General features: G+C 60.8%; 10 protein-coding genes and 2 tRNA genes. 9 read left to right on the top strand and 3 right to left on the bottom strand.

The window, feature by feature from the left end; all coding sequences use genetic code 11:
- Window positions 1-15: 15 nt before the first annotated feature.
- On the bottom strand, window positions 16-747 hold the full coding sequence (locus tag HBO19_RS02380; protein ID WP_170056827.1) for a HugZ family protein: 732 nt from the start codon (window positions 745-747) through the stop codon (window positions 16-18).
- 75 nt (window positions 748-822) lie between these two features.
- Between HBO19_RS02380 and HBO19_RS02375 the strand changes: the two genes are divergently transcribed.
- Complete coding sequence (locus tag HBO19_RS02375) at window positions 823-1,581, top strand: SDR family oxidoreductase (protein WP_170056826.1); 759 nt, start codon at window positions 823-825, stop codon at window positions 1,579-1,581.
- Between the two features lie 138 nt (window positions 1,582-1,719).
- Here the strand turns inward: HBO19_RS02375 and HBO19_RS02370 are convergent, their stop codons facing one another.
- A complete protein-coding gene (locus HBO19_RS02370) occupies window positions 1,720-2,727 on the bottom strand; it encodes a DUF481 domain-containing protein (protein WP_169954608.1) in 1,008 nt (335 codons plus the stop codon).
- Window positions 2,728-2,892: 165 nt separating this feature from the next.
- Here HBO19_RS02370 and HBO19_RS02365 point away from each other — a divergent pair, with 165 nt between their 5' ends.
- The 4 genes from HBO19_RS02365 to HBO19_RS02350 all read left to right on the top strand — a co-directional run bounded on the left by HBO19_RS02365 (window position 2,893) and on the right by HBO19_RS02350 (window position 7,697).
- Window positions 2,893-3,246, top strand: coding sequence for an MGMT family protein (locus HBO19_RS02365; RefSeq protein ID WP_169954607.1), 354 nt, complete (start codon window positions 2,893-2,895; stop codon window positions 3,244-3,246).
- A gap of 43 nt (window positions 3,247-3,289) precedes the next feature.
- Window positions 3,290-4,822 carry an AmpG family muropeptide MFS transporter gene (locus HBO19_RS02360; protein WP_169954606.1) on the top strand — a complete coding sequence of 511 codons (1,533 nt, stop codon included), beginning with the start codon at window positions 3,290-3,292 and terminating at the stop codon, window positions 4,820-4,822.
- Window positions 4,823-5,007: 185 nt separating this feature from the next.
- The gene (locus tag HBO19_RS02355; RefSeq protein ID WP_170056825.1) at window positions 5,008-6,723 is read left to right on the top strand and encodes a proline--tRNA ligase; all 1,716 of its coding nucleotides are present in this window, start codon (window positions 5,008-5,010) and stop codon (window positions 6,721-6,723) included.
- Window positions 6,724-6,743: 20 nt separating this feature from the next.
- Window positions 6,744-7,697 carry a hypothetical protein gene (locus HBO19_RS02350; protein WP_169954604.1) on the top strand — a complete coding sequence of 318 codons (954 nt, stop codon included), beginning with the start codon at window positions 6,744-6,746 and terminating at the stop codon, window positions 7,695-7,697.
- Between the two features lie 137 nt (window positions 7,698-7,834).
- On the opposite strand, the gene dinB is transcribed toward HBO19_RS02350, so the two are convergent.
- Window positions 7,835-8,893 (bottom strand): DNA polymerase IV, encoded by a 1,059-nt coding sequence (dinB, locus tag HBO19_RS02345; protein ID WP_170041862.1) that lies wholly within the window; start codon window positions 8,891-8,893, stop codon window positions 7,835-7,837.
- 290 nt (window positions 8,894-9,183) lie between these two features.
- Between dinB and HBO19_RS02340 the strand changes: the two genes are divergently transcribed.
- The 4 genes from HBO19_RS02340 (at window position 9,184) to HBO19_RS02325 (ending at window position 13,733) form a co-directional block, all read left to right on the top strand.
- A tRNA-Met gene (locus HBO19_RS02340) sits at window positions 9,184-9,260 on the top strand.
- Window positions 9,261-9,454: 194 nt separating this feature from the next.
- A tRNA-Met gene (locus HBO19_RS02335) sits at window positions 9,455-9,531 on the top strand.
- A 279-nt stretch (window positions 9,532-9,810) separates the two neighbouring features.
- Window positions 9,811-12,453 carry a bifunctional lysylphosphatidylglycerol flippase/synthetase MprF gene (gene mprF / locus HBO19_RS02330; RefSeq protein ID WP_170041861.1) on the top strand — a complete coding sequence of 881 codons (2,643 nt, stop codon included), beginning with the start codon at window positions 9,811-9,813 and terminating at the stop codon, window positions 12,451-12,453.
- Window positions 12,453-13,733 carry a virulence factor family protein gene (locus HBO19_RS02325; protein WP_170056824.1) on the top strand — a complete coding sequence of 427 codons (1,281 nt, stop codon included), beginning with the start codon at window positions 12,453-12,455 and terminating at the stop codon, window positions 13,731-13,733. The genes mprF and HBO19_RS02325 overlap by 1 nt, the downstream gene beginning before the upstream one ends.
- Window positions 13,734-13,798: the final 65 nt, after the last annotated feature.

Here is a 13,798-nt window from a genome sequence, read left to right as displayed (position 1 = left end):
CGCCCTTTCGTGAATTCAAGCGTGTGTGACGGCTTTTTTCGGCCAAGCCTCGGCATGGGCCAGGAAAACCAGGGCCTCGCGCACTTGTGTCGGAGTGTTGCAAGTATCCGCAAAAGGCAACCAGTGCAGGCCCTGGCCGATGCGCAAATGCATGCCCTCGCTGTCGATACCGGCCAGTTGCGCCGGCTCGAAGGTCGGCAGGCCGGCCAGTTCGACATAGTGGGCGATGGCCTTGGTGTGATCGCTGTTCATGTGCTCGATCATGCTCAACTCGGCCTTGCCGGCGAACGGGTTGGCCAGGGTCAGTTGATCCACCCAGTGGATCGCCCCGAAACCGCCGATATAGCGATGCCGCACCGGCTTGAGGACCCAGAAATCAAAATCATGGGCCTTGTGGTAGTTCGCCGAATCCGGGAAGTACCGATAGTAACGCTCGGCGGCGGCAGCAATGGCCGCCTCGTCCTCGAGTTTTTCGGCTTCGGCAAGATAGGTGAGGCGCCCGACGGCCTGCACGTCATCCGCCTCACGCTCACCCACCAGCAACGAACATTTAGGGTCTTTTTGCAGGTTATGGGTGTGCTGGGCAATACGGCTGATCAGGATCAGCGGCCGGCCCTCGGCGTCCAGGCAGTAAGGCACCACCGAACCAAAGGGGAAGCCGGGCATGGCTTTGGAGTGTGTGGCGAGCGCCCCACGGTATTCCTTGAGCAGTAGTTCTCGGGCATTCTTGGCGACGTGGACGCTCAACTTATGACTCCTTCGATAAATTCCGTCAAAAAACGGACTTGGGCAACCGCTTAAATCTGCTCACAGGACATGCGAATGCATCTCAACGACAAAGTAATCATTATCACCGGCGGTTGCCAGGGTTTGGGCCGTTCCATGGCCGAGTATTTTGCAAGTAAAGGTGCCCACCTGGCGCTGGTGGACCTCAATCAGGAAAAGCTCGATGCGGCAGTGGCTGCATGCCAGTCCCATGGCGTCACCGCGCGCAGCTATCTATGCAATGTGGCAGACGAAGAACAGGTGACCTACACCGTGGCACGGATCGCCGATGATTTCGGCGCGATCCACGGTCTGATCAACAACGCCGGGATCCTGCGCGATGGCCTGTTGCTCAAGGTCAAGGACGGCGAGATGACCAAGATGAGCCTGGCCCAGTGGCAGGCGGTGATCGACGTCAATCTGACCGGAGTGTTCCTCTGCACCCGCGAAGTGGCGGCGAAGATGGTGGAGCTGAAAAACCAGGGCGCCATTATCAATATCTCGTCGATCTCCCGCGCGGGTAACGTGGGCCAGACCAACTATTCGGCGGCCAAGGCCGGCGTGGCGGCGGCGACGGTGACCTGGGCCAAGGAACTGGCGCGCTATGGCATTCGCGTGGCGGGCATTGCGCCGGGCTTTATCGAGACCGAGATGACCCTGGGCATGAAGCCCGAGGCGCTGGAGAAGATGACGTCGGGGATCCCGCTCAAGCGCATGGGCCGCCCGGAAGAAATCGCCCATTCGGCGGGATATATCTTCGAGAACGACTATTACACCGGGCGCATCCTGGAGCTGGATGGGGGGTTGCGCCTGTAACAACGCCGAAAAACAACTGCGGGAGCGGGCTTGCTCGCGATAGCAGACTGGTCAGTTAACGAATATGTCGACTGATACATCGCTATCGCGAGCAAGCCCGCTCCCACATTAAAAGTCCGCATTCGTACCGTGGCAGGCTTACCAGGTCACGCCAAAACCTGCGGTGTAACGGGTCTTGCTCAAGTCGCTGTCCGAACCGCCGCTGATGATGTCGCGCTCGGCCTTGAGATTGAGCGATGCCCATTCGGTGACTTTGTAGCGCAGGCCCATTTCGGCATCGAGGGCGTAGTCGGCAGGACCGGCCAGGGGCTTGCCCACTTCGCCGTTGGTGAAGAACTCCACGGTCTTGCCGATCAGGTAGCGGTTGTAGTCCCACTTCATGGCCAGGGAATAGAAGTTGTCCTTGCCGCCGTCCTGGTATTCATAGTCAGTGCGGTTGAGCAGCGAGCCGAGGGAGAACGCACCCAGTTCATCATCCCAGAACTGATAACCCGGACCGGTACCGACGGTGCGCTGGCGACGCAGGTCTTCAACCCTGTCGTGCTTGTAGGTCAAGCGCCCCTGCCAGAACCACTGGTCGGTAATAAAGCGGTCCAGCGCGTACTCGGCACTCCAGTTGTCGGTAGTGACCACATCGTTCTGGAATTCGCGGTTGTATTCGCCTTCAGCGATATGCCGCCACTTGCCGTGACGGGCGGTGGTCTTGAAGTCGATGTCATAATCGTCGGTGTCTTTTTCCGCACGCTTGTAGTCCAGCGCCACGTCGACGTTGCCCTTCCACACCAGATCCTCGATCACCGGCTTGGGCTTGATGATCTGCTGGATGCTGGCCAACTCCACCGTCTTGGGCGTCTCGCCGTTGGCCAGGACCACCTTGCCATCCTCCGCCGGGTGCAGGGACTTGGCCTTCTCGCCGGTGTAGGCATCCTGCTTGACCAGCAGTTCCTGGTCGCTTTCCAGGGTTTTCACCTGCTTCCAGTCCACCGGGATTGCACCCGCGTATTCAGTCTGGATCAGCAGTTTGCCGCCGTCGAAAACCTTGATCTTGCCAGTCAGGCGATCACCGTTTTTCAACCAGACCGTATCGGCCAGCACAGGGGTAGAAGCAGTAAAGACAGCGAGGCACAACAGGGTTCTGGACAACATAAGCGGTTACGGGGCTCAAGTTTGGCGAAAAAGGAGGCATTATCGGCGTAGCTGAAGTCTTAGCAAGGACTGACTCAAGGTTTTCTATTGAGTTCAATTCTCAACGGCATTTTTACAGACGTTTCTTACATATCGACGACCAATTTCAATCGAGCCGCCAGAACAGTGAACGAGCCCGCCGACACCCCGCAAAACCCGGCCGAAATGCGCCGTACCGCGCTGTACCTGACCTTGGCCCAAGTGCCCGAAGGCTGCGTGGTGAGCTACGGTGAACTGGCGCACCTGGCCGGCCTGGGGCGCGCCGCACGCTTCGTGGGCCGCACCCTGAGCCAGCTTCCCGAGGGTTCCAAGTTGCCCTGGCACCGGGTAGTCGCCGCCGGCGGTCGGATAAGTCTGCCTGTGGGTAGCGCTTCGGGCGATGAACAACGTGCGCGTTTGCGCAGCGAAGGTGTCAGTATCCTGAACAATCGCGTTGATATTCAGCGTCATGGCTGGCGCCCGGTAGAGCACAGCGGTTAGAGTGCGCGCTTTGTTTCCGTAAATCTGAGGCAGACTCCAGCCCATGCCCCGTAAAACCTGGCGCGCCGCGCTCGCTGCCTATGCCAGCCCCTCGACGTTAGTGCTGTTACTGCTCGGCTTCGCCGCCGGTCTGCCTTACATGTTGGTGTTCTCGACGCTCTCGGTCTGGTTGCGTGAAGCCGGTGTGGCGCGCGAAACCATTGGCTATGCGAGCCTGATCGGCCTGGCCTATGCGTTCAAGTGGGTCTGGTCACCACTACTGGACCAATGGCGCCTGCCGCTATTGGGCAAGCTGGGGCGTCGTCGCTCCTGGCTGGTGCTGTCCCAATCCCTGGTAATTCTCGGCTTGATCGGCATGGGCTTCTGCGACCCGCAGAAACACCTGTCCTGGCTGATCGCCATTGCCGTTATCGTGGCATTTGCCTCCGCCACCCAAGACATCGCGGTAGACGCCTATCGCCTGGAAATCGCCGACGACAGCCGCCAGGCCGCACTGGCCGCCAGCTATATGTCCGGCTACCGTATCGCCGCCCTGCTGGCCACCGCCGGCGCGCTGTTCTTTGCCGAGGGCTTTGGCTCCACCGGCTTTAACTACAAACATTCGGCGTGGACCGGCACCTATGTGCTGTTCGGTGTACTGATGATCCCCGCCCTGCTCACCAGCTTTTTCATGCGCGAACCCGATGTGCCGTTGCGCACCCAGTTGCAGGCCGGGCGCTATACCTTTGCCCACCAACTGATGTCGGTATTCGTGTTGATCGTCCTGCTGGTGTCGGTCCCGGCGATGTTCACCCAGCTCTACAACACTGACTTTGCCAGCGTGCTGTTCGAAGGCGTGAGCCTGTTCGACCTGCTGCTCGAAGACCGCGCGTTTCTGCGCGCCATCCTCTATATCACCCTCACCACCCTGTGCCTTTCGGCCATGGGCCGCCGGGGCCTGGCGCCGGTGCTGACGCCGGTCAACGACTTTATCCTGCGCTACCGCTGGCAGGCCCTGCTGCTGCTGGGGTTGATCGCCACCTACCGGATGTCGGACACGGTGATGGGCGTGATGGCCAACGTGTTCTATATCGACCAGGGGTTCACCAAGGACCAGATCGCCAGCGTCAGTAAGATCTTCGGCCTGATCATGACCCTGGTCGGCGCCGGCATGGGCGGCCTGTTGATCGTGCGATTCGGCATCCTGCCGATCCTGTTTATCGGTGGTATCACCTCGGCCGGCACCAACCTGCTGTTCCTGATGCTCGCCGACATGGGCGCCGACCTGCAGATGCTGATCTTCACCATCTCCCTGGACAACTTCAGCTCGGGCCTGGCGACTTCGGCGTTCGTCGCCTACCTGTCGAGCCTGACCAACCTTAAGTTCTCCGCCACCCAGTACGCCCTGCTCAGCTCGATCATGCTGCTGTTGCCACGGTTGATCGGCGGGTACTCGGGGGTCATGGTGGAAAAGTTCGGCTATCACAACTTCTTCCTGATCACCGCGCTGCTCGGCGTGCCGACACTGCTGCTGATTGCCTTGCATTGGTACCAGGAAAGCCGGCGGATCCGTTTGAACCCGCCCGAAGAAGGCTGATACCTGTGGGAGCGGGCTTGCCCGCGATAGCATCACTGCGGTTTGCCTGACACAGCCAGGCGCCGGCATCGCGGCCAAGCCCGCTCCCACAGAAATCCCGTCAGCACCTGATGCCTGTACTCTGGCGGCGACCGCCCGTACAATCCCAGGTCACTTCAAGTCCAAGCAACCGACAACGGCCTACCATGCGTACCAGTCAATATTTGCTCGCCACACAGAAAGAAACGCCTTCCGATGCGGTCGTGATCAGCCACCAGCTGATGCTGCGCGCCGGTATGATCCGCAAACTGGCCTCTGGCCTGTACACCTGGCTGCCCATGGGCTTGAAGGTGATGCGCAAGGTCGAAGCGATCGTTCGCGAAGAAATGAACGCCGCCGGCTCTCTGGAAGTATTGATGCCGAGCACTCAGCCGGCTGAACTGTGGCAGGAATCCGGGCGCTGGGAAGAGTACGGCCCTGAGCTGCTGCGCTTCAAGGATCGTCATGGCCGCGACTTCTGCGCAGGCCCGACCCATGAAGAAGTGATCACCGACCTGATGCGCAACGAGTTGAGCAGCTACAAACAGCTGCCCCTCAACCTGTATCAGATCCAGACCAAGTTCCGTGACGAAATCCGCCCACGCTTCGGCTTGATGCGTGGCCGCGAGTTCATCATGAAGGACGCCTATTCGTTCCATGCCGACCAGCCTTCGCTGCAGGTCACCTATGACCGCATGCACCAGGCCTATTGCAACGTGTTCACCCGCCTGGGCCTGAAATTCCGCCCAGTTGAAGCAGACAACGGCTCCATCGGCGGTGCGGGCTCCCATGAGTTCCACGTGCTGGCAGAGTCCGGCGAAGACGATATCGTCTTCAGCGACGGCTCCGACTACGCGGCCAACATCGAGAAAGCCGAAGCCGTGCCACGGGAAACCTCCCGTGCGGCGCCGGCTGAAGAGCTGCGCCTGGTCGACACCCCAGACACCAAGACCATCGCGGCCCTGGTCGAAAAATTCAATCTGCCGATTGAAAAGACCATCAAGACCCTGATCGTGCATGCCGAGGAAGAAGGCAAGCTGATCGCCCTGGTTATCCGTGGCGACCACGAGCTCAACGAAATCAAGGCTGCCCAGCAACCTGGCGTCGCCAGCCCGCTGGTCATGGCTTCGGACGCCGAACTGCGTGACGCCATTGGCGCCGGCGCTGGCTCCCTGGGCCCGCTGAACCTGCCGCTGCCGATCATCATCGACCGTTCCGTCGAGCTGATGAGCGACTTCGGCATCGGCGCCAATATCGACGACAAGCACTACTTTGGCGTCAACTGGGAGCGTGACCTGCCGGTGCCGACCGTGGCCGACCTGCGCAACGTGGTGGCCGGTGATCCAAGCCCGGACGGCAAGGGCACCCTGGAAATCAAGCGCGGCATCGAAGTGGGGCACATCTTCCAGCTGGGCAACAAGTACAGCAAGGCGATGAAGTGCGAAGTGCTGGGCGAAAACGGCAAGCCGGTGACCCTGGAAATGGGCTGCTATGGCATTGGCGTTTCCCGCGTGGTGGCGGCTGCCATCGAGCAGAACCACGACGACAAAGGCATTATCTGGAGCGACACCCTGGCGCCGTTCCAGATCGCCCTGGTACCGCTGCGCTACGAAACCGAGCAGGTTCGCGAAGCCACCGACAAACTGTATGCCGAACTGACGGCCGCCGGTTTCGAAGTGCTGCTCGATGATCGCGACAAGAAGACCAGCCCGGGCATCAAGTTTGCCGACATGGAACTGATTGGCATCCCTCACCGGATCGTGGTCAGTGACCGCGGCCTGGCCGATGGCAATCTGGAATACAAGAGCCGGACCGAAGCCCAAGCCCAACCGTTGCCGGTGGCTGACGTGCTGCCCTTCCTTCAGGCGCGTATTCGTCGCTGAAAACCAGATCAAGAGAAGTCATGTTCAAGCGAAACACCAAAGCCCTGGGGGGCGCCGCCTTGTGCGGCGCCCTGCTGGTCAGCGGCTGCGCCAATCAGATGTCGCAGCGTAGCGAGCACGAGGAACGGATCGAGCGCAAGTTGCTCGACCACAGCCTGCAGATCGATGTCGGCGAACCCAAGGTGCTCGAACTGCCGCAACGCCGCGTGCGCATTCATGAACAGCGGACTTTCGAAGTCACTGAATTTGAAGTCACGCGCCACTATGATCGCTACACGCCCTACCAACCCTGGCGCGAACTCTACGAGATCCCGCTGGGTGCGGTGGCAGTGGTGGCGGGCGCCGGGGCCAACGTGGCGAACATCTTTGCCCTGGGCAACCTCCCGGACAGCATGACCCATGACTGGATCAGTTACGGCGTGGCCGGGCTCAACCCGTTCATGAACGTGCAGTCCCACGGCCGGGCGCAACAGAACCTGGCGGGTATCGATGAAATCCAGCGTGACCGCCGCCTGGAGTACACCAGCCTGCCGTGGAGTGAGCGACCGGTGCAGGTCAAGGCCGGCAAGCAGACCCACGAGATGACCACCGATCGCAACGGCGTCCTGCGCCTGAACCTGTTGGACAGCCCGTTTGCCGAACAGGATTTGAGCCAGGTCCGCACCTTGCGGATCAGCATTGAAGATGCCCAGGATGATGTGCATTCGGACTCATCCCTGGCCATCAGCACGACCTTGCGCGGCAAGCTGCTGGAAGCCCACGCCTTAATCTACGACGACCTGGAGGATGACGAAGTCAGCCAATGGGTGCATCGGGTCAAGCGCTTGTCGGAACTGGGCCTGGAAGAAGAAGCCAGCGAACTGGAACAGAGCCTGATTGAACTGACCCGCAATGATCCCGAATTGCAGCAGGAATTTCTCAAGGCGCTGACCAAGGATGGCGGCCGGCTGGTGGCTGATCCGGGTACCCGCTGAGGCAGCACTCAATGTAGGAGCGGACTTGTGTGGGAGCGGGCTTGCCCGCGATAGCGGAGTGTCAGGTTAGATACATTCGACTGACCCACTGCCATCGCGGGCAAGCCCGCTCCCACATAAGGCCCACCTCCAGCCATCTACCAGGACAGCTCCAGCTGTTCATTCCCCACGCTCAAGTCGAGCAAGCGCACGCCAATCCCCAGTAACCGCACCGGCTTGCCCCCACGATTGAACGCCTGGGTCAGCAACTGCTGGTAACTCTCCAGGTCCCGCCCCGCCCCCGCCTGCTCCAGGGTGGTCTGGGTAAAGTCATGAAACTTCACTTTGACAAAGGGTTTGCCCGGCCGATAACTGCTGTCGATGCGCTGCATGCGCCCGGCCAGGGTCGCCATCAGTTCCGGGAGTTTTTCCAGGCAACTGGGCAGGTCCGGCAGGTCGACGTCGTAGGTGTTTTCTACACTGATCGATTGCCGGCGGCTGTCGTTGTGTACCGCACGCTCATCAATCCCACGCGCCAAACTCCATAACCGCTCACCGAAACTGCCGAACTCCCGCACCAGCGCCAGCTTGTTCCACTCGCGCAATTGCAGGCAGTCCTCGATCCCCAGGCGTGCCAGCTTGTCGGCAGTGACCTTGCCGACGCCATGCAGCTTGCTTACCGGCAGTTGCGATACGAAATCTTCCACCTGGTCGGGGGTGATTACAAACAGCCCATTGGGCTTTTTCCAGTCGCTGGCGATCTTGGCCAGGAACTTGTTGGGCGCCACCCCCGCCGAAACCGTGATATGCAACTGGTTGGAGACGCGCCGGCGGATATCCTGGGCAATACGCGTGGCACTGCCGCCGAAATGCGCGCAATCGGAAACATCCAGGTAAGCCTCGTCCAGCGACAACGGCTCGATCAGATCGGTGTAGTCGCAAAAAATCGTGTGAATTTCCTTCGATGCTTCTTTATAGGCATCCATGCGCGGCTTGACGATGGTCAGGTCGGGGCACAGCTTCAATGCATGGCGCGATGACATCGCCGAACGCACACCGTAGGCTCGCGCCTCGTAGTTGCAGGTGGCGATCACCCCGCGCCGGTCCGCCGAGCCACCCACCGCCAGGGGCTTTTGCGCCAGGCTCGGGTTATCCCGCATTTCGATGGCAGCGTAGAAGCAATCACAGTCGACATGGATGATTTTGCGCTGCGTCATATAAAGAGAGGCGTGGTCAGGACATAAGTAGACGGATCGCCAGTATCGCATCCACACCTGTATATAGCACCAGTACTTTGAATCATCTGACAAAGTGGTAGGAAAAAACCTGGATGAATTCATTTTTTCAATCGAACAACACCCTCCAATAGAGCTGGAAGCCACGGCTAGACTGGCCGCAACCCCATACTGCCCTTGCCTTGGAGAGCTAACCGATTGAAGCACAAGCGCTTTTCTTGGAATCAGCAGTTGACACACTGCCATTCCTCTGTAGAATGCCGACACACAGACGCGGGATGGAGCAGTCTGGTAGCTCGTCGGGCTCATAACCCGAAGGTCGTCGGTTCAAATCCGGCTCCCGCAACCAAACATCAAGAAAGGCTACTCGAAAGAGTGGCCTTTTTTGTGCGTGCAGGTTTTTGCCCTGCTACCCCCGGCGATGCGCCAGGGCAGTGAAAAGTCTTTTTCAATCGAGCACTTAGGCTAATTTGCAGTTATTTTGCGCTTTATGTCATTAACGGTTGACACCTCGTCGTTGCGCTGTAGAATGCCGCCCACAGACGCGGGATGGAGCAGTCTGGTAGCTCGTCGGGCTCATAACCCGAAGGTCGTCGGTTCAAATCCGGCTCCCGCAACCAAACATCAAAAAAGGCTACTCGAAAGAGTGGCCTTTTTTGTATCCGCAGAAAAAGTTCTTTTGAAACAATGGCATGGCATCTTTCATGAAACCGCCCGCGGGTTTCAGAGTCCATCCATTTGCAAGCTATGCTCAAGTGTCGAGCGCGTCCTTGCGCGACCAATGGACGCTGTCGCCGGGACCGGTGATCCGCGTTACTATTTGTAATTATTTTGTACATAGGGATTGGTAACTTGGCTGGATACCCCCATCCTGTCGCGCACAATCCACGAGGTGATTGATGCGCGCCAATTCGTCTGAACCACAAGACACTGTCACAGCCACACAACCGATCGCCCCCACTCGCCTGCGCTGGCTGGATCTGTTGAGCAAGTATCGCCAACCCATTGGGCTGGCGGTCACTCTGCTGCTGTTTGCAATTGCCTTGATCGCCTGCCGCCACCTGCTGCTAGAGCTGGATCTATACGCCCTGCACGACTCGATCCTGGAAGTACCGAAGCCCGCCTTGCTGGGCGCCTTTGCCGCCGCGATCGCAGGTTTCATCATTCTATTGGGCTACGAATTTTCCGGCGCACGCTACGCCGGGGTAAAACTGCCGGCCAAGACCCTGGCCTACGGCGGCTTTACAGCATTCGCCATCGGCAATGCGATTGGCCTGTCGATGCTGTCCGGTGGTTCGGTGCGCTACCGCCTTTATGCACGGCATGGCATCGGGGCTTCGGAAGTGGCCCATATGACCGTGTTTGCCAGCCTGGCCCTGGGTTGCGCCTTGCCGCCGCTCGCCGCCCTGGCCACGTTGAGCAACCTGCCCGCCGCCTCCAACGCCCTGCATCTGCCGGCAGCGCTGCTCGGCGGCATCGCAGGCGCGGTGCTGCTGCTGTCAGCCGTATTGTGTATCGGGATTTATCGTCGGCGCCTGCCAGAGCAGCCCTACCCCGACAACCTGCTGGTCAAGGCCGGCCGCCGCACCTTGCGCCTGCCTGGGCGCCGCCTGACGTTCCTGCAACTGATCATCACCGCGTTGGATGTCGCCGCCGCCGCTACCGTTCTTTATATGTTGCTGCCAGAAGCCCCGCCCTTTGGCCCGTTCCTGCTGGTGTACCTGCTGGCGCTCGCGGCCGGTGTGCTCAGCCATGTGCCTGGCGGTGTCGGCGTATTCGAGGCGATCCTGCTGGCCGCGTTTGCCGACAAGCTCGGCGCCGCACCACTGGCCGCCGCGCTGCTGTTGTACCGGATGATCTACGTGGTGCTGCCATTGCTGATCGCGTGCATCTTCCTGCTGATCAACGAAGCCCAGCGCCTGTTCCAGACCCAGCAAAGCCTGCGGGTGGCCTCGGGCCTCGCGGCACCGGTGTTGGCCGTGCTGGTTTTTTTGTCCGGGGTGGTGCTGCTGTTCTCCGGCGCCACCCCGGAAATCGACTCACGCCTGGAAAACATCGGCTTCCTGATTCCCCACCGCCTGATTGACGCCTCGCACTTTGGCGCCAGCCTGATCGGCGTGTTGTGCCTGTTGCTGGCCCAGGGCCTGCGTCGACGCCTGTCGGCAGCCTGGATGCTGACCATGGTGCTGTTGCTGGTGGGCGCCCTGCTCTCACTGCTCAAAGGCTTCGACTGGGAAGAAGCCAGCCTGATGACCATCACTGCGGTGCTGCTGGCAATCTTCCGGCGCTCGTTCTACCGCGCCAGCCGCCTGACCGAACTCCCGTTTTCCCCGCTGTATCTGGTGGCCAGCGTGTGCGTGCTGGGGGCGTCGATCTGGCTGCTGCTGTTCGCCTATCAGGACGTACCTTACAGCCATCAACTGTGGTGGCAGTTCACCCTCGACGCCAACGCCCCGCGTGGCCTGCGCTCGCTGCTGGGCGCCGCCATCTTGCTGGTGATTGTGTCGCTGACCTGGTTGTTGCGCACCGCCCGCCCGGTGATCCACCTGCCGACCGCCGATGAGCTGGAGCGTGCCACCAAGATCCTGATGGCCTCCTCGCAACCCGACGGCGGCCTGGCACTGACCGGCGACAAGGCCCTGCTGTTTCACCCCAACGACGAAGCGTTCCTGATGTACGCCCGGCGCGGCCGCAGCCTGGTGGCCCTGTACGACCCGATCGGCCCGACCCAGCCACGGGCCGAGATGATCTGGCAGTTTCGCGACCTGTGCGACATCCACCACGCCCGCCCGGTGTTCTACCAGGTACGTGCGGAGAACCTGCCCTTCTATATGGATATCGGCTTGACCGCGATCAAGCTGGGCGAAGAAGCCCGGGTCGATCTCAAGCGCTTTGACCTGGAAGCCAAGGGCAAGGAGATGAAGGACCTGCGCTACACCTGGAACCGCGGGACCCGGGATGGCCTGTCCCTGGAAATCTTCGAGCCGGGCCAGGCGCCGATGGATGCCTTGAAAGTCATCTCCGATGCCTGGTTGACCGGCAAGAACGTGCGCGAGAAGGGCTTCTCCCTGGGCCGTTTCAGCGACGAGTACCTCAAGCATTTTCGCATTGCGGTGATTCGCTTCGAGGGGCAGCCGGTGGCCTTCGCCAACCTGCTTGAGACCTACAGCCATGACCTGGCCAGCCTGGACCTGATGCGTGCGCACCCGGATGCGCCAAAGCTGACCATGGAGTTCATGATGGTCGGCTTGATCCAGCACTATAAGAGCCACAACTATGCACGCTTCAGCCTCGGCATGGTGCCGCTGTCGGGCCTGCAACCGCGCCGTGGCGCACCGCTGACCCAGCGCCTGGGCTCGATGGTGTTCCGCCGTGGCGAGCAACTGTATAACTTCCAAGGTTTGCGCCGCTTCAAAGACAAGTTCCAGCCTGACTGGGAACCTCGTTACATGGCCGTGCCCGCGGGACTTGATCCGCTGGTGGCACTGGCCGATACCGCCGCCCTGATCGCGGGCGGCTTGACTGGATTGGTGAAACGCTGATGATTCGACGCTCCTGGCGGTATGTATTGGCAAGTCTGGTGGTGCTGGCCCTGATCCTGGGTGGCGGCTACTGGTACTGGAATCGCCCCGCCCCCCAACCGACCCTGGAGCAACTGCCCCAGGCCGACGGCTCGACCCTGACCCGTGTGACCCCTGGCACCACCCCCAAGGCTCGCGTAGCCGTCGCCGTGCTGTCCGACGCCAGCCTGAGCGACAGCCAACTGATTGCCCTGAGCCAGGGCGGCAGCGCACAGATCGTGCAAGTGATCCTGCCCAAGGACGACTGCAAGCTGCAGGAGCAGGCCTTGCAAGCAGCCCTGGGCCAGCTCAAGGGCCCGGCCACCCTGGTCAGCGGCATCGGCCCTGGCGCGGCACTCGCCTGGCGCTGGCTGGCGACACAGAACGACGACAAGGCCAATGCCATCTCCGTGGGCTTCGCCCTGGTCCAGGAAGGCTGCAAGGACCCACTGCCCAAGACCGCCGCCCACGGCAACTGGCTGGTCGCCTGGAACGATAACCCTGACGACGAAAGCGCCAGTTTCGTACGCGATACCCCGCGCGCCACCACCAGCATCAGCGACTACGACATCAATTACCCGCAAGTGCTGAACAACGAACTGCGCAAGCAACTGGTGGGTTCGGACAATGGTGGCCTGGCGATCCCGGTGGTGGAAGTGCCGGCCGGCCAGGCCAAGGACACCGTGACCCTGTTCCTTTCCGGTGACGGCGGTTGGCGCGACCTCGACCGCGACGTGGCTGGCGAGATGGCCAAGATCGGCTACCCCGTGGTCGGCATCGATACCCTGCGCTATTACTGGCAGCACAAAAGCCCGGAGCAGAGCGCCAAGGACCTGACCGAGCTGATGCAGCACTATCGGCAGAAATGGGGCACCAAGCGCTTTGTGCTGACGGGTTACTCGTTCGGCGCCGATGTATTGCCGGCCATCTACAACCGCCTGCCGGAAGCCGAACAGCAGCGGGTAGACGCGATAATCCTGCTGGCCTTTGCCCGCACGGGCAGCTTTGAGATCGAAGTGGAAGGCTGGCTCGGCAATGCCGGCAAGGAAGCCGCCACCGGCCCGGAAATGGCCAAGCTGCCGGCGGCCAAGGTGGTGTGCATCTACGGTGAGGAAGAAGTCGACGAGAGCGGCTGCACCGACAAGAGCGCTGTGGGCGAAGCCATGAAGTTACCGGGCGGCCATCACTTCGACGAGAACTACCCGGCACTGGCCAAGCGCCTGGTGGATATCATCGAGAAGCGCCAGGTCAAGGCCGAGTAATACCCCATCACGGTAGGATCTGGCTTGCCGGCTCCTCAAGGTGATCAGCCAGTTTCCCAAGGCAC

This window comes from Pseudomonas sp. WS 5021 (assembly GCF_012985535.1).
Classification (GTDB): Bacteria; Pseudomonadota; Gammaproteobacteria; order Pseudomonadales; family Pseudomonadaceae; genus Aquipseudomonas.
This window is presented reverse-complemented; position numbering and strand designations above follow the sequence as displayed.